The 14,457-nt window shown below is 68.2% G+C and carries 15 protein-coding genes, 3 tRNA genes and 1 pseudogene; 18 read left to right on the forward strand and 1 reads right to left on the reverse strand.

Annotated elements, in window-relative coordinates; all coding sequences use genetic code 11:
* Positions 1-27: 27 nt before the first annotated feature.
* From AC3A6B_RS09185 to AC3A6B_RS09210, 6 genes are read left to right on the forward strand one after another with little or no spacing between them, the layout of a single operon-like run.
* The gene (locus AC3A6B_RS09185; RefSeq protein ID WP_487836436.1) at positions 28-1,812 is read left to right on the forward strand and encodes a branched-chain amino acid ABC transporter ATP-binding protein/permease; all 1,785 of its coding nucleotides are present in this window, start codon (positions 28-30) and stop codon (positions 1,810-1,812) included.
* Complete coding sequence (locus AC3A6B_RS09190; RefSeq protein WP_487836407.1) at positions 1,809-2,540, forward strand: ABC transporter ATP-binding protein; 732 nt, start codon at positions 1,809-1,811, stop codon at positions 2,538-2,540. The genes AC3A6B_RS09185 and AC3A6B_RS09190 overlap by 4 nt, the downstream gene beginning before the upstream one ends.
* Complete coding sequence (locus AC3A6B_RS09195) at positions 2,527-4,137, forward strand: ATP-dependent acyl-CoA ligase (protein WP_487836408.1); 1,611 nt, start codon at positions 2,527-2,529, stop codon at positions 4,135-4,137. Before AC3A6B_RS09190 ends, AC3A6B_RS09195 begins: the two co-directional genes overlap by 14 nt.
* A 7-nt stretch (positions 4,138-4,144) precedes the next feature.
* The gene (locus tag AC3A6B_RS09200; protein WP_487836409.1) at positions 4,145-4,915 is read left to right on the forward strand and encodes an SDR family NAD(P)-dependent oxidoreductase; all 771 of its coding nucleotides are present in this window, start codon (positions 4,145-4,147) and stop codon (positions 4,913-4,915) included.
* A 50-nt stretch (positions 4,916-4,965) separates the two neighbouring features.
* Positions 4,966-5,742, forward strand: a complete 777-nt coding sequence (locus AC3A6B_RS09205; protein WP_487836410.1) for an SDR family NAD(P)-dependent oxidoreductase — start codon at positions 4,966-4,968, stop codon at positions 5,740-5,742.
* Positions 5,739-6,245, forward strand: coding sequence for a MarR family winged helix-turn-helix transcriptional regulator (locus AC3A6B_RS09210; RefSeq protein WP_487836411.1), 507 nt, complete (start codon positions 5,739-5,741; stop codon positions 6,243-6,245). The genes AC3A6B_RS09205 and AC3A6B_RS09210 overlap by 4 nt, the downstream gene beginning before the upstream one ends.
* Here AC3A6B_RS09210 and AC3A6B_RS09215 read toward each other — a convergent pair.
* A complete protein-coding gene (locus AC3A6B_RS09215) occupies positions 6,242-6,832 on the reverse strand; it encodes a chalcone isomerase family protein (protein ID WP_487836412.1) in 591 nt (196 codons plus the stop codon). The two genes, AC3A6B_RS09210 and AC3A6B_RS09215, sit on opposite strands and share 4 nt — an antisense overlap.
* Positions 6,833-7,114: 282 nt before the next feature.
* Between AC3A6B_RS09215 and trpE the strand changes: the two genes are divergently transcribed.
* From trpE to AC3A6B_RS09275, 12 genes and pseudogenes are all read left to right on the forward strand, one after another.
* Positions 7,115-8,617 (forward strand): anthranilate synthase component I, encoded by a 1,503-nt coding sequence (gene trpE, locus AC3A6B_RS09220; RefSeq protein WP_487836413.1) that lies wholly within the window; start codon positions 7,115-7,117, stop codon positions 8,615-8,617.
* The gene (locus tag AC3A6B_RS09225) at positions 8,617-9,006 is read left to right on the forward strand and encodes a GxxExxY protein (protein WP_487836414.1); all 390 of its coding nucleotides are present in this window, start codon (positions 8,617-8,619) and stop codon (positions 9,004-9,006) included. Before trpE ends, AC3A6B_RS09225 begins: the two co-directional genes overlap by 1 nt.
* Positions 9,003-9,587 (forward strand): anthranilate synthase component II, encoded by a 585-nt coding sequence (locus AC3A6B_RS09230; RefSeq protein WP_487836415.1) that lies wholly within the window; start codon positions 9,003-9,005, stop codon positions 9,585-9,587. The genes AC3A6B_RS09225 and AC3A6B_RS09230 overlap by 4 nt, the downstream gene beginning before the upstream one ends.
* A gap of 5 nt (positions 9,588-9,592) precedes the next feature.
* Positions 9,593-10,645, forward strand: coding sequence for a low-specificity L-threonine aldolase (gene ltaE / locus AC3A6B_RS09235; protein WP_487836416.1), 1,053 nt, complete (start codon positions 9,593-9,595; stop codon positions 10,643-10,645).
* A complete protein-coding gene (locus tag AC3A6B_RS09240; RefSeq protein ID WP_487836417.1) occupies positions 10,638-11,309 on the forward strand; it encodes a LysE family translocator in 672 nt (223 codons plus the stop codon). The genes ltaE and AC3A6B_RS09240 overlap by 8 nt, the downstream gene beginning before the upstream one ends.
* A gap of 22 nt (positions 11,310-11,331) precedes the next feature.
* On the forward strand, positions 11,332-12,357 hold the full coding sequence (trpD, locus tag AC3A6B_RS09245; protein WP_214698559.1) for an anthranilate phosphoribosyltransferase: 1,026 nt from the start codon (positions 11,332-11,334) through the stop codon (positions 12,355-12,357).
* Positions 12,358-12,371: 14 nt separating this feature from the next.
* Positions 12,372-13,172, forward strand: coding sequence for an indole-3-glycerol phosphate synthase TrpC (gene trpC, locus AC3A6B_RS09250; protein ID WP_487836418.1), 801 nt, complete (start codon positions 12,372-12,374; stop codon positions 13,170-13,172).
* Positions 13,169-13,876: a uracil-DNA glycosylase gene (locus AC3A6B_RS09255; RefSeq protein WP_487836419.1), complete on the forward strand. Its 708-nt coding sequence runs from the start codon at positions 13,169-13,171 to the stop codon at positions 13,874-13,876. The genes trpC and AC3A6B_RS09255 overlap by 4 nt, the downstream gene beginning before the upstream one ends.
* A 98-nt stretch (positions 13,877-13,974) precedes the next feature.
* A tRNA-Tyr gene (locus tag AC3A6B_RS09260) sits at positions 13,975-14,060 on the forward strand.
* A 54-nt stretch (positions 14,061-14,114) separates the two neighbouring features.
* Positions 14,115-14,188, forward strand: a tRNA-Gly gene (locus tag AC3A6B_RS09265).
* Between the two features lie 48 nt (positions 14,189-14,236).
* Positions 14,237-14,311 (forward strand) — tRNA-Thr (locus AC3A6B_RS09270).
* Between the two features lie 74 nt (positions 14,312-14,385).
* Positions 14,386-14,457 (forward strand): annotated as a pseudogene (locus AC3A6B_RS09275) (GTP-binding protein); the annotation flags it as partial.

The raw sequence follows: 14,457 nt of genomic DNA on the forward strand, positions 1-14,457 counted from the left end.
GCGAGCAAGCCCGCGGAGGTGAGATCGATGAACCTCGCTTCCAGGCGCCTGCTCTGGATCGGCCTCGTCGTCGCCGCGCTGGCCGTCGTGCCGCTGCTCGCCGGCAACTTCACCGTCTCGCTGCTCAACGACATCGGCATCGGCGCGCTGGTCGCACTGGGCCTGGTGCTGCTCACCGGCATCGGCGGCGCGACCTCCTTCGGGCAGGCGGCCTTCGTCGGCATCGCGGCCTATGCGACCGCCTGGCTCAGCACCACGCAGGGCATGTCGCCCTGGCTGGGGCTGGCGTTCTCGCTGTTGCTGACCGGCCTCTCGGCGCTGGCCATCGGCCTGCTCACCTTGCGCCTGGGCGGGCACTTCCTGCCGCTGTCCACCATCGCCTGGGGCTTGTCGATCGCGATGCTCTTCGGCAACGTCGACGCGCTGGGGCGCCATACCGGCCTGTCGAACATTCCGGCGCTGACCATCGGCCCCTGGTCGCTGGCCGATCCGCGCGCGATCTACTACCTGATCTGGGTCCTGGTCGGGCTGGCCATGCTGTTCAGCCGCAACCTGCTTCAGTCGCGGCCGGGCCGCGCGATCCGCAGCCTGCGCGGCGGCGCGATCCTGCTGGCCAGCGTGGGCGCGGACGCCTATCGCGTGCGGCTCACGCTCTTCGTGACGGCTGCCCTCTTCGCCGGCCTCGCGGGTTGGCTCTATGCGCACATGAACCGCTTCGTGAGCCCTTCGCCCTTCGACGTACGCGCCAGCATCGAGTACCTGCTGATGGCCGTGGCCGGCGGGCTCGGGCACCTGGCGGGCGCGCTGGTCGGCTCGGCGCTGGTGCTCATCCTGAAGAACGGGCTGCAGGACGTGCTGCCGCTCCTGACCCAGCGTGCCGGACAGCTGGAGGCGGTGGCCTTCGCGACCCTCTTCATCCTCTTGCTGCACTTCGCGCGCGGCGGGTTGATGGGCTTCGTGCGGCGCTGGACGCACCGGTTCTCGGGAGCGCACGCGCCGCGCGAGCCCATGCCGCTCGTTGCGCCACTGCCGCATCGCACGCTGCCCGATCGCGGCTCGCAGATACTGTCGGTCACGGGCGCGGTCAAGCGCTTCGGCGGGCTGGTGGCCGTCAACGACGTCAGCTTCGAGGTGAAGGCCGGCGAGATCATGGGCCTCATCGGTCCCAACGGCGCGGGCAAGTCGACCATGTTCAACCTGCTGACCTGCACGCTGCCGATGACGGCCGGGCAGGTGCGCTTCCTGGGGCAGGACATCGCGGGGCTGCCGCAGCGCAAGGTCGCGCGGCTGGGCCTGGCGCGCACCTTCCAGCACGTGAAGCTCAGGCCGCACATGAGCCTGCTGGACAACGTCGCGCTCGGCGCCCATTCGCGCACGAGTTCCGGCGTGCTCAAGGCCGGCCTGCGGCTGGATCGCACCGAGGAACGCCAGATCCTGCAGGAGGCCCAGCGCCAGCTCGACCGCATCGGCCTCGGCGACCGCGCGCATGAGCTCGCGGGCAGCCTGCCGCTGGGCACGCAGCGCATCCTGGAGATCGCGCGCGCGCTGGCGGCCGACCCGGTGCTGCTGGTGCTCGACGAGCCAGCCGCCGGCCTGCGGCGCAAGGAAAAGATGGCGCTCGGCGACCTGCTGCGCAAGCTGCGCGAGGAGGGCGTGACCATCCTCATCGTCGAGCACGACATGGACTTCGTGATGAAACTGGTGGACCGCCTGGTGGTGATGAACTTCGGCTCCAAGCTGGTCGAGGGCGTGCCCTCGGCGGTGCGCGCGGACGAGCGCGTGCAGGCGGCCTATCTCGGGAGCGTTGTATGAGCGCAATGCTCGAGATCGGCGATCTGCATGTGTCCTACGGGCAGGTCGATGCCGTGCGCGGCGTGTCGCTCAAGCTGGAGCACGGCCAGATCATCTCGGTGATCGGACCCAACGGCGCCGGCAAGACCACGCTGCTTGCCGCGGCGATGGGCTTGCTGCCCTGCAAGGGACTGCTGCGCTTCGAAGGCGAGGACCTGCACGGGCTCGACGTCGAGGCGCGCGTGGAGCGCGGCCTGTGCCTGGTGCCCGAGAAGCGCGAGCTCTTCGGCGAACTGACCGTGCTCGACAACCTGCAGCTCGGCGCCTTCGGCAGCAAGCTCCGCAGCGATGCGCTCAAGCGCCGATTGCAGTCCGTCTACGACCGCTTCCCGCGCCTGGCCGAGCGCCGCGCGCAGCGTGCCGACACGCTCTCGGGCGGCGAGCGGCAGATGCTGGCCGTGGGCCGCGCGCTGATGTCGGCGCCGCGCCTCTTGATGCTGGACGAGCCCAGCCTCGGGCTGGCGCCGCTGATCGTGCGCGACATCCTGACCATCGTGCGCAAGCTGCGCGAGGACGGCGTGTCGATCCTGTTAGTGGAGCAGAACGCGCGCGCCGCGCTGGAGACCTCCGACCACGGCTACGTCCTGGAAACCGGCGAAATCGCGCTCTCGGGCGTTTCGCAGGAACTGGCCAGCGATCCGCGCGTGCAGGCCACCTACCTTGGCGGAGGCACCAATGGCGACGGATGAGCGAGCGGCGAGTCCGCTGCCTCCGGGCGAGCGCACGCTGCCCGCGATGCTGCAGCGGCAGGCGGCGCTGTTCGGCGAACGTCCTATGCTGCGCATCGCGGGCCGGTCGTGGACTCACCGCGACGCGGTGCAGGCCGCCGGCCTTCGCGCCGCGGCGCTGGCCGAAGCCGGCGTGCAGCGCGGCGCCCGCGTCGCCGTGATGAGCGGCAACCGCATCGAGTTCCTCGAAGTATTTCTCGGCTGCGGCTGGCTCGGCGCCTCGACGGTGCCGATCAACACCGCATCGATGGGGCCGCAGATCGAGTACTTCCTTGCCAATAGCGAGGCGAAGCTGCTGGTGGTCGAAGAGGCCTTCGTCGAACGCTTGCAGGCGGCCGACCTTGCGCGCACCTCGCTGCGCGAGATCTGGGTGCTGGGTGAGGGCGCCGATCGCGCTGCATGGCCGGGCATTCGCGTGCGGCCGTATCCCGCCGCGAGCGCGTCGTCGCTCGCGCCGGCCGAGGTGCAGCCCGGCGATCCGCTCGCCATCCTCTACACCTCCGGCACCACCGGCCCGGCCAAGGGCGTGGTCTGCCCGCATGCGCAGTACCACTGGTGGGGCGTCAACAGCGCCGACGTGCTGGGCGTGGGAGCGGACGACGTGCTGTGCACCACGCTGCCGCTCTTTCACATCAACGCGCTCAACACCTTCGCGCAGGCCGCGATCACGGGTTGCGAAGTGGTGTTCGAAGCGCGCTTTTCGGCCTCGGGCTTCTGGCCGGCCATGCGCGCCTCGGGGGCGACCGTGGTCTATCTGCTCGGCGCGATGGTGCCGATCCTGCTCGCGCAGTCCGAGGGGCCCGGCGAGCGCGGGCACCGTGTGCGCACCGGGCTCGGCCCCGGCGTGCCGGCTGCGGCGGGCCAGGCTTTCTTCGAGCGCACTGGCGTCCGGCTGCTGGAAGGCTACGGCTCCACCGAAACCAACTTCGCGATCGCCACCGCGCCCGATTCGCCGCGCGGCGGCGTGATGGGCTGGCTGCGGCCCGGCTTCCAGGCGCGCGTGGCGGACGAGGACGACGCTGCACTCCCGGACGGCGAAGCAGGCGAGCTGCTGCTGCGCGCGGATGAGCCCTACGCCTTCGCAAGCGGCTACCTCAACATGCCGGAGAAGACCGTCGAGGCCTGGCGCAACCTCTGGTTTCACACCGGAGACCGCGTGGTGCGCGATGCCGACGGCGCCTTCCGCTTCGTCGACCGCATCAAGGACGCGATCCGGCGGCGCGGCGAGAACATCTCCTCCTTCGAGGTCGAGCAGGTGCTGCTGAGCCACCCCCGTGTGGCGGCTTGCGCGGTGTACCCGGTGCGTTCCGAACTGGCCGAAGACGAGGTGATGGCCGCGCTGGTGGCGCGCGACGGTCAGCGCATCGATCCGGCCGAGCTGCTGGCGTACTGCGAATCGCGCCTGCCTTATTTCGCGCTGCCGCGCTATGTCGACCTGCTGCCCGACCTGCCGCGCACCGAGAACGGCAAGGTGCAGAAGTACAAGCTGCGCGAGCGCGGCGTGAGCGCCACCTCCTGGGACCGCGGACCCGCGGCGCGGCCCCCGGCCAAGGGCTGAAAACGCCATGGCTGCGCATCCGGACGCACCGCTGTTCTCACTGGCCGGGCAGGGCGCTTTCGTGACCGGTGCCGCGCAAGGCCTGGGCGCCGCGATCGCGCGCGGCCTGGCCGAGGCGGGGGCGCGCGTTGTGCTCGCCGATGTCGACGGCGCGGTCGATGCCGCCGCGGCGGCATTGCGCAACGACGGCCACGACTGCATCGGGATGCAGCTCGACGTGCGCGACGAGGCGGCGTTCTGGCTGTGCTTCGACGCGGCCGTGCAGCACTTCGGCGGCGTCGACGTGATGGTGAACAACGCCGCGCGCACGCTGCCCACCCCGATCTGGGACATCACGGCCGACGAGTGGGACGAGGTGCTGGCCGTGAACCTGCGCGGGAGCTTCTTCGGCTGCCGCATCGCCGGGCGCCACATGCGCGAGCGGGGCTCGGGTCGCATCATCAACCTGTCGTCGATCGCGGGACAGAAGGCCAGCGCGGCGACCGGTGTTCACTACGCGGCGTCCAAAGCGGGCATCGTGGCGCTGACCCGTTCTTTCGCGCAGGAATTGGCGCCGCACGGCGTCACGGTGAACGCGCTTGCGCCGGCCGCGGTGCGCAGCCCGGTGCTCGATGCGATGAGCCAGATGCAGCAGCGCACGCTGGCGGCCGGCATTCCGCTCGGCCGCTTCGGCGAACCGGAGGAGGTGGCTGCGGCCGTGGTCTACCTCGCATCGCCGGCCGCGGCCTTCATGACCGGCGCAACGCTGGACTTGAACGGCGGGCGGCTCATGCGCTGAGGCTCGGCACGCTGCACCACTAGAATGATTCAGAACTAAACCATTCAGGCATGCAAACAAATTCACTGACCGGGCGCCATGCCCTCGTGACCGGCGCCGCGCGCGGCATCGGCGCGGAGATCGCGCGCACGTTGGCCGCCGATGGCGCGGTGCTGACCTTGCTCGGACGCGACCCTGACGCGCTGCAGCGCGTCGTCGATTCGCTCGCGGGCAGCGGCCACGGCGTGGTCGCGGCCGACGTGGCCGACGCACAGGCCGTGCAAGGCGCGTTCGCCCAGGCCCGCGCGGCGCGCGGCCCGATCGCGATCCTCGTCAACAACGCCGGTGCGGCGGAGAGCGCGCCCTTCCTGAAAACTTCGGTCGAGCTCTGGCAGCGCATGCTGTCCGTCAACCTGACCGGCAGCTTCCTGTGCGCCCAGGCCGCGCTGCCCGACATGCTCGAAGCCGGCTGGGGCCGCATCGTCAACATCGCGAGCACGGCGGGGCAGAAGGGCTATGCCTACGTTTCGGCCTACACCGCTGCCAAGCACGGCGTGATCGGCCTGACGCGTTCGCTGGCGCTGGAGGTGGCGCGGAAGAGCATCACGGTCAACGCCGTTTGCCCCGGCTACACCGACACCGACATCCTGCGCGACAGCGTGGCCAACGTGGTTCAGAAGACCGGCCGCAGCGCGGACGACGCGCTGGCCGAATTCGCGGTCGTCAATCCACAGCGGCGCATCGTGCAGCCCACGGAAGTGGCTGATGCGGTGCGCTGGCTGTGCGGCGCGGGTGCGGCTTCGGTCAACGGCCAGTCGATCTCGGTGTCTGGAGGCGAAGTCACATGAAGCAGAACGACGCCTCGCACGCGCTGCTCAGCGACGCGCAGGAGCTGGGCCACGAAGCGCGCGCCGGCACCGGCGACCATGCGGTGCTCAAGCTGTGGCTGCGCATGCTGGCCAGCACCACGCAGATCGAGGCCGAGATCCGCAAGCGGCTGCGCGAACGCTTCGACATCTCGCTGGCGCGCTTCGACTACATGGCGCAGCTCTACCGCTACCGCGAGGGGCTCAAGATGCGCGTGCTCTCACGCTACCTGATGGTGACCGGCGGCAATGTCACCGGCCTCACCGACGAGCTCGAGCGCGAAGGCGTGGTGCAGCGTTCGGCCAGCCCGGAAGACCGCAGGGCCTGGATCGTGAGCCTCACGCCCAAGGGCCACCGCAGCTTCGAGACCATGGCCAAGGCGCACGAGGAATGGCTGCTCGAGATGTTCTCGGGCCTGGACGCAAAAGCGGTGCAGCAGCTGTACGCGCAACTTGGAGCGCTGCGCGTGCACCTGGTGCGCTAATTTTTTCCTAAGAGCGCGTCCTTCAGTTTCCAGTCGGCCGGACTCGGGCCGAGCCAGATGCGCATCAGCGCGTTGAAGAAGGCCTGCTCCTTGATCGGTTCGCCCTGGGCCACGCCCTTGACCGAGATCACGGTGCCGGTGCCGGGCACCCAGTCGACGGTGAAGGCGTCGCCGGCCTTCAGCTGCTTCTGGTCGGCGAACATCTGGCCCATGCGAACCAGGCCGGGAATGAGCTGCAGCATCTCGCTCTTGGGCGAGTTGTCTTCCACGCCGCGCGTGAACAGCTTGCCGAGTTCGTTGGCATCGATGTCGCGCAGCATCGTGATCGCCATGCGCTTGGCGCCCGGCACGGCCAGCACTTCCTCGGTGGTCGAGGCCTTCTTGCCCAGGTAGAGGCCGGCGGTGTAGACCTTGAACACGGCCTTGTAGCGCACACCCGCACCGTTGAGCTGCAACTTGCTGCCCTTGAGATCGAGCGCGTCGTCGAGCTTGACGCCGGCCACCTCGACCGGGGCGGCCGAAGCAGCGAGCGAGGCGAGGGCGAGGGTGGTCAGCGCAAGAGCGCGCCGCAGGGCAGGCAGGGTCATCGGGGTCTGTCTCCGTCAGCGAAATTTAAAGTGCCTCAATGTATCTTTTTGTACGGGCCTTGTCGCTGGGCTAAACTCACACTTCCATGTTCATTCATCACGTCATTCAGACAGGTCAAGGCAGCCGGGGAGCCTGGCCTTGGCGCACGCCATCGTCGTTGCCTGTTTGATTGCATGGCGCACGCCGTGCGCCCGCGGCCAGCGGTCATCCCGACCCGGCCACTCATCTGAATGACCCCGCCAGCGAGCTCGAAGCGCCACTGGCCGACGGAGACCCCACCCGTGATCACCGAACTCGAATTCAAGAGCCTCAGCGCGCAGGGCTACAACCGCATACCGCTGATGGTCGAGGCCTTTGCCGACCTCGAAACCCCGCTTTCCCTCTACCTGAAGCTCGCCCATACCAAGGAGGGCGGCAAGCACAGCTTCCTGCTCGAATCGGTGGTGGGCGGCGAGCGCTTCGGCCGCTACAGCTTCATCGGGCTGCCGGCGCGCACCCTGCTGCGCGCGAGCGGCTTCGGCGACGACGCGCTGACCGAGGTCGTGACCGGCGGCAAGGTCGTCGAAGCCGTCAAGGGCAATCCGCTGGATTTCGTCGCGGCCTACCAGAAACGCTTCAAGGTGGCGCTGCGGCCGGGGCTGCCGCGCTTCTGCGGCGGCCTGGCCGGCTATTTCGGCTACGACACGGTGCGCCATATCGAGAAGAAGCTGCAGAAGAGCTGCCCGCCCGACACGCTGGGCTGCCCCGACATCCTGCTGCTGCAGTGCGAGGAGCTCGCGGTCATCGACAACCTGTCGGGCAAGCTCTACCTGATCGTCTATGCCGACCCCGGCCAGCCCGAGGCCTACGCCAACGCGAAGCGGCGCCTGCGCGAACTGCGCGAGCAGCTCAAGTACTCGGTGAGCGCGCCGCAGGTGAGGCCGACGCAGGCGCACCCGCCCGAACGCAGCTTCGCCAAGGCCGACTACCTGGCGGCGGTCGAGCGCGCCAAGGAGCTGATCGCGGCCGGCGACTTCATGCAGGTGCAGGTGGGCCAGCGCATCAGCAAGCGCTACACCGAGTCGCCGCTGTCGCTGTACCGCGCGCTGCGCTCGCTCAATCCCTCGCCCTACATGTACTACTACCATCTGGGCGATTTCCACGTGGTCGGCGCGTCGCCCGAGATCCTGGTCCGGCAGGAAAACACGGGCGAGGGCGAGCAGAAGATCACCATCCGCCCGCTGGCCGGCACGCGCCCGCGCGGCGCCTCGCCCGAGCTCGACCGCGCGGCCGAGGCCGAGCTGATCAACGACCCCAAGGAGCGCGCCGAGCACGTGATGCTGATCGACCTGGCGCGCAACGACATCGGCCGCATCGCCAAGACCGGCAGCGTCAAGGTGACGGAGGCCTTCGCTGTCGAGCGCTACAGCCACGTGATGCACATCGTGAGCAATGTCGAAGGCACGCTGAAGGACGGCATGACCGCGATCGACGTGCTCAAGGCCACCTTCCCGGCCGGCACGCTGACCGGGGCGCCCAAGGTGCACGCGATGGAGCTCATCGACCAGCTGGAGCCGACCAAGCGCGGCCTCTACGGCGGCGCCTGCGGCTACATCAGCTACGCCGGCGATATGGACGTCGCAATCGCGATCCGCACCGGCATCGTGAAGGACCAGATGCTGCACGTGCAGGCGGCGGCCGGCGTGGTCGCCGACTCTGTGCCCGAATTGGAGTGGAAGGAAACCGAGGCCAAGGCGCGTGCGCTGCTGCGCGCTGCCGAACTGGTCGAGGAAGGGCTCGAGTGATGGCCGACGAATTTCAGAACAACGACTTCTCGCACGAGATCATCGGCGCCGCGGTCGAGGTGCAGCGGGTGCTCGGCATCGGCCTGCCAGCGGAGGCGTATGCCGCCGCGCTGGCGATCGAACTCGCCGAACGCGAGATCGGCTTCGCGCGCGACGTGCCGGTGTCGGCCAGCTACAAGGGGCGCTCGCTCGGCGAGGTCTGCCGCGCGGGCTTCGTGGTCGAGCAATCGCTCATCGTCGAGGTGAAAGCCGTCGATGCACTGACCGACCTGCATCGCGCGCAGGCGCAGGCCGCGGTGCGGCTGTCGGGGCTGCCGCTGGGCCTGCTCATCAATTTCAACGTGTTCCCGGTGGTCAAGGGCGTGCATCGGATCGGAGCCAAGCCATGAAACTCCTGATGATCGACAACTACGACAGCTTCACCTACAACCTGGTGCAGTATTTCGGCGAACTCGGCGCCGAGGTCGAGGTGTTTCGCAACGACGAGATCACGATCGAAGGCCTGCGCGAGCGCGTCGCTGCCGGCGTGGCCCGGCTGGTGGTGTCGCCGGGACCCTGCTCGCCGGCCGAAGCGGGCGTGTCGGTGGCGGCCATCAAGGAGTTCGCAGGCCGACTGCCGATCCTCGGCGTCTGCCTCGGGCACCAGGCGATCGGGGCGGCCTTCGGCGGCAAGATCATTCGCGCGCAGCAGCTGATGCACGGCAAGACCAGCGAGATCACGACCACGCGCGAGGGCGTGTTCGCCGGGCTGCCGGAGAAATTCAGCGTCAATCGCTACCACTCGCTGTCCATCGAGCGCGACTCCTGTCCGGTCGAGCTCAAGATCACGGCCTGGACCGACGACGGCGAGATCATGGGCGTGCGCCACACCGGCTTTGCGCCCGCAGTGCGCATCGAAGGCGTCCAGTTCCATCCCGAATCGATCCTCACCGAGCACGGCCATGCCATGCTCAAGAACTTCCTGGAGTGAGCCGCATGAGCACGACGACCCTGGTGGACCTGCGCAGCGACACCGTCACCCGGCCGACCGCAGCGATGCGCCAGGCCATGTTCGAGGCGCCGCTGGGCGACGACGTGTTCGGCGACGACCCGAGCGTCAACGCGCTGCAGTCGCAGATCGCCGAGATGCTGGGCTTCGAGGCGGCGCTGTTCGTGCCGACCGGCACCCAGAGCAACTTCTGCGCCATCCTTTCGCACTGCCAGCGCGGCGACGAGTACGTCGTCGGCCAGCTGGCGCATTGCTACCGCTGGGAAGGCGGCGGCGCCGCAGTGTTCGGCAGCGTGCAGCCGCAGCCGCTCGAGCACCAGCCGGACGGCTCGCTGGCGCTGAAGGACATCGAGGCTGCCATCAAGCCCGACGACGCGCATTTCGCGCGCACCCGGCTGCTGGCGCTGGAGAACACGATCGGTGGCAAGCTGCTGCCCTTCGGCTATGTCGAAGCGGCCACGCAACTGGCGCAGCGCAAGGGTCTGGCGCGTCATCTGGACGGCGCGCGGCTCTTCAATGCCGCGGTCGCCCAGGCCGCCCAGCGCGGCAGCGAGGCGCGCGCCGAGGCGCGCCGCATCGCACAGTGCTTCGACAGCGTCTCGGTCTGCTTCAGCAAGGGCCTCGGCGCCCCGGTGGGCTCGGCGCTGTGCGGTTCGCGCGAGCTGATCGCGCGCGCCCACCGCATCCGCAAGATGGCCGGCGGCGGCATGCGGCAGGCCGGCATGCTGGCGGCTGCCGCTTCTCACGCACTGCAGCACCACATCGACCGCCTCGAACAGGACCACGCGCTTGCGCGCCGGCTGGCCGACGGCCTGGCGGGGATTCCCGGGCTGCAGGTCGAGGCGCCGCAGACCAACCTGCTGTTCATCGACCTCAAAGACGAGGCGAAAGCGCGTTCTGCCGAGCTGCTGGCGCACCTGAAGCAGAACGGAGTGCTCGCGACGGGCCTGTATCGGCTGCGCTTTGCCACCCATCTCGACGTCGACGCAGCCGGCATCGACCGCGCCATCGGCGCGATCCGGAGCTTCTTCCATGCCTGAGCTCCACTCCCTGCTGTTGTTCATCGCCGCCGGCCTGCTGCTGAATCTCACGCCGGGACCCGACGTGCTCTACATCGTGAGCCGCGCGCTGCGCTCGGGCACGCGCGCAGGCATCGTGGCGGGCATGGGCATCACGGCCGGCTGCTTCGTGCACATCGCCGCCGCCGCGGTCGGCGTGAGCGCGCTGATGGCGGCATCGACCACCTTGTTCACCGCGCTCAAGTGGCTGGGCGCAGCCTACCTGCTGTGGGTCGGCGTGCGCATGCTGCTGTCGCGGCCGGACAAAGAGCCGCCGGCGCTGGTGCGCGTCGATGCGGATGCGGCAGGCCCCGCCGGCATGAAGAGCGTGTTTTTCGGCGGTTTCTGGACCAATGTGCTCAACCCCAAGGTGGCGCTGTTCTTCCTGGCCTTCGTGCCGCAGTTCATCGCGCCCGATGCGGCCAACAAGCCGCTGGTGTTCTTCCTGCTGGGTGCGCTGTTCAACGTCAACGCGATCTTCGTGAACGTCGCCTGGGCCGCGCTGGCCGGCTGGACCGCGCGCCGCGTCGGCGCGGTGCAGCGCGGCATGCACTGGCTGGAGCGCGGCGCGGGCGCCCTGTTCGTCGGCTTCGGCATCAAGCTCGCACTGTCCGAGAATCCGCTCGCGGCAGCCCATGCTCACTGAAACTACCGAGGGAGACTTCATCATGCCCATCACCCCCCAGGAAGCCCTGCAGCGCACCATCGAGCACCGCGAGGTGTTCCACGACGAGATGCTGCACATCGTGCGCCTCATCATGAGCGGCGAATGCTCGCCGGTGATGATGGCGGCGCTCATCACCGGCCTGCGCGTCAAGAAGGAAACCATCGGCGAGATCACCGCCGCCGCGCAGGTGATGCGCGAGGTATCGACCAAGGTGCCCGTGGCCGACACCACGAACCTGGTCGACATCGTCGGCACCGGCGGCGACGGCTCGCATACCTTCAACATCTCGACCTGCTCGATGTTCGTCGCCGCAGCCGCGGGCGCCAAGGTCAGCAAGCACGGCGGACGCAGCGTGAGCAGCAAGTCGGGCAGCGCCGACGTGCTGGAGTCGCTGGGCGTCAACATCAACCTCAAGCCCGAGCAGATCGCGCAATGCATCGCCGATGTCGGCATCGGCTTCATGTTCGCGCCGAACCATCATCCGGCCATGAAGAACGTGGCGCCGGTGCGCAAGGAGCTCGGCATCAAGACCATCTTCAACATTCTGGGCCCGCTCACCAATCCGGCCGGCGCGCCCAACATCCTGATGGGCGTATTCCATCCCGACCTGGTCGGTATCCAGGTGCGCGCGCTGCAGCGGCTGGGCGCAGAGCATGCGCTGGTGGTCTATGGGCGCGACGGCATGGACGAGATCTCGCTCGGGGCTGCGACCATGGTCGGCGAGCTGAAGAACGGCGAGATCCTCGAATACGAGCTGCACCCGGAGGACTTCGGCTTCCAGATGTCGAGCAACCGCACGCTGCGCGTCGAGACGCCGGAGCAGTCGAAGGCAATGCTGCTCGGCGTGCTCGACAACCAGCCCGGCGCGGCGCGCGACATCGTCGTGCTCAATGCCGGCGCGGCGCTCTATGCGGCCAATCTGGTGGATTCGATCGGCGCGGGTGTGGCGCGCGCGCGCGCCGCCATCGACTCCGGCGCGGCCAAGGCCAAGCTGGCCGAACTGGTCAAGGCGACGGCCGTCAGTTGAGAGGGCAGGGAACCATGTCCGACATCCTCGAGAAGATCATTGCCGTCAAGCGCGAAGAGATTGCGCAGTCGAAAAAAAGACACTCGCTCGAAGCCGTGCGCTTCGATGCCGAAAGCCGGGTGCTCACGCGCGACTTCGTCGGCGCCCTGCGCGCCAAGATCGCGGCCGGCCAGGCGGCGGTGATCGCCGAGATCAAGAAGGCCAGCCCGAGCAAGGGCGTGCTGCGCGAAGAATTCATCCCGGCGGACATCGCGCAGAGCTATGCCGAAGGCGACGGCAAGATCAGCGCGGCCTGCCTCTCGGTGCTGACCGACCGCCAGTTCTTCCAGGGCGGCGTCGACTATCTCAAGCAGGCGCGCGCCTCCTGCGATCTGCCGGTGCTGCGCAAGGATTTCATCGTCGATGCCTACCAGGTCTACGAATCGCGCGCGATGGGCGCCGACGCGATCCTGCTGATCGCGGCCTGCCTCGACGATACGCAGATGCGTGACTTCGAGGCGATTGCAGCGCAGCTCGGAATGGCAGTACTGGTCGAGGTCCACGATGGCGCCGAACTCGATCGCGCGCTGAAGCTCAAGACACCGTTGATCGGCATCAACAACCGCAACCTGCGCACTTTCGAGGTGTCGGTGCAGGCCACCATCGACCTGCTGCCGAAGGTGCCGGCCGAGCGCCTGCTTGTCACCGAATCGGGCATTTCGACGCGCGAGGATGTCGCGAAGCTGCGCTCGGCGGGGGTGCACGCCTTCCTGGTCGGCGAGGCTTTCATGCGTGCCGACGAACCGGGCGAGGCGCTAGCCGAACTCTTCCTATGAGCGCGGCAGCAAGCCAACTGGCGAGCAGCGATCCGGCCGATTGGCCTGTCGCGCCAGGCTGGCAGCCGCTGGTCGACGGCTTCTTCAGCGGGCCGGTCGGCCAGAAGCTGCTCGGCTTCCTGCGCGAGAGACTGGACGCCGGCGCGGTGATCTTTCCGCCGCAGCCGCTGCGCGCCCTGGAGCTCACGCCGCCGGAGACTGTGCGCGTGGTGATCCTTGGCCAGGACCCCTACCACGGCCGCGGCCAGGCCGAAGGGCTGGCCTTCTCGGTCGCGCCCGGCGTGGCGCTGCCGCCTTCGCTGCGCAACATCTTCAAGGAGCTCGAACGCGATCTGGGCACCCCGCCGCCCAGGTTTCCGGATCCGGGCGGCAGCCTGGTCAAGTGGGCGACGCACGGTGTGCTGCTGCTCAACACCTGCCTCACGGTGGAAGAGGCCCAGCCGGCCAGCCATGCGGGACGCGGCTGGGAGGTGCTGACCGACGCCGTGATCCGCCATGTCGCAGAGGGCGAGCGCTCGGTCGTCTTCATGCTCTGGGGCTCGCACGCGCAGAGCAAGCGGGCGCTGATCGACATCCGCCGGCACAAGGTGCTGACCGCGAACCATCCCTCGCCGCTGTCGGCGCTGCGTCCGCCCGTGCCTTTCATCGGCTGCGGCCATTTCGGGCAGGCGCGCGCATGGCGCGAAGCCCAGAGTCTTGATTGACCCGGATAAAATGCGCGGCTCGACCTCAGGCACGGCAACTTTTGGCGGCGGCTGTCATCGACCTGCCCTCTCAACCGTGCTATATTCCGAGGTTCGCCGGAGAGGTGGCCGAGTGGTTAATGGCAGCAGACTGTAAATCTGCCCTCTTACGAGTACGCTGGTTCGAATCCAGCCCTCTCCACCAGCGAAGAAAAGGACAAAAGCAGAGCGAAAACTCGAAGCGTTGGCGCGCCGCAATGCGGGAGTAGTTCAATGGTAGAACCCTAGCCTTCCAAGCTAATGACGCGGGTTCGATTCCCGTCTCCCGCTCCAAAAGTCCGGTTCGACGCAAGGCACAGTTTTTTGACGAATTTTGAGTTTGCCCATTTGGCTCAGTGGTAGAGCACTCCCTTGGTAAGGGAGAGGTCGCGGGTCCGATTCCCGCAATGGGCACCAGTTTTGGGGTTGCAGTCTTCGGGTTGCAACCCCATATCAGTGTGTTGATCTAGTTATTTTTCGGAGTCGAGAAAATGGCAAAAGGAAAATTCACCCGCACGAAGCCGCACGTGAACGTGGGCACGATCGGTCACGTGGACCATGGC

It is taken from the genome of Variovorax sp. Soil_C_33 (assembly GCF_057656935.1).

Bases quoted from the DNA above. Each gene is read 5' to 3' on its own strand.
- AC3A6B_RS09185 (WP_487836436.1), top strand. From the start codon at position 28: ATGAACCTCGCTTCCAGGCGCCTGCTCTGGATCGGCCTCGTCGTCGCC.
- AC3A6B_RS09200 (WP_487836409.1), top strand. From the start codon at position 4,145: ATGGCTGCGCATCCGGACGCACCGCTGTTCTCACTGGCCGGGCAGGGC.
- trpC (WP_487836418.1), top strand. From the start codon at position 12,372: ATGTCCGACATCCTCGAGAAGATCATTGCCGTCAAGCGCGAAGAGATT.
- AC3A6B_RS09230 (WP_487836415.1), top strand. From the start codon at position 9,003: ATGAAACTCCTGATGATCGACAACTACGACAGCTTCACCTACAACCTG.
- trpD (WP_214698559.1), top strand. From the start codon at position 11,332: ATGCCCATCACCCCCCAGGAAGCCCTGCAGCGCACCATCGAGCACCGC.
- ltaE (WP_487836416.1), top strand. From the start codon at position 9,593: ATGAGCACGACGACCCTGGTGGACCTGCGCAGCGACACCGTCACCCGG.
- AC3A6B_RS09190 (WP_487836407.1), top strand. From the start codon at position 1,809: ATGAGCGCAATGCTCGAGATCGGCGATCTGCATGTGTCCTACGGGCAG.
- AC3A6B_RS09255 (WP_487836419.1), top strand. From the start codon at position 13,169: ATGAGCGCGGCAGCAAGCCAACTGGCGAGCAGCGATCCGGCCGATTGG.
- AC3A6B_RS09205 (WP_487836410.1), top strand. From the start codon at position 4,966: ATGCAAACAAATTCACTGACCGGGCGCCATGCCCTCGTGACCGGCGCC.
- AC3A6B_RS09225 (WP_487836414.1), top strand. From the start codon at position 8,617: ATGGCCGACGAATTTCAGAACAACGACTTCTCGCACGAGATCATCGGC.
- AC3A6B_RS09215 (WP_487836412.1), bottom strand. From the start codon at position 6,832: ATGACCCTGCCTGCCCTGCGGCGCGCTCTTGCGCTGACCACCCTCGCC.
- AC3A6B_RS09210 (WP_487836411.1), top strand. From the start codon at position 5,739: ATGAAGCAGAACGACGCCTCGCACGCGCTGCTCAGCGACGCGCAGGAG.
- AC3A6B_RS09195 (WP_487836408.1), top strand. From the start codon at position 2,527: ATGGCGACGGATGAGCGAGCGGCGAGTCCGCTGCCTCCGGGCGAGCGC.
- AC3A6B_RS09240 (WP_487836417.1), top strand. From the start codon at position 10,638: ATGCCTGAGCTCCACTCCCTGCTGTTGTTCATCGCCGCCGGCCTGCTG.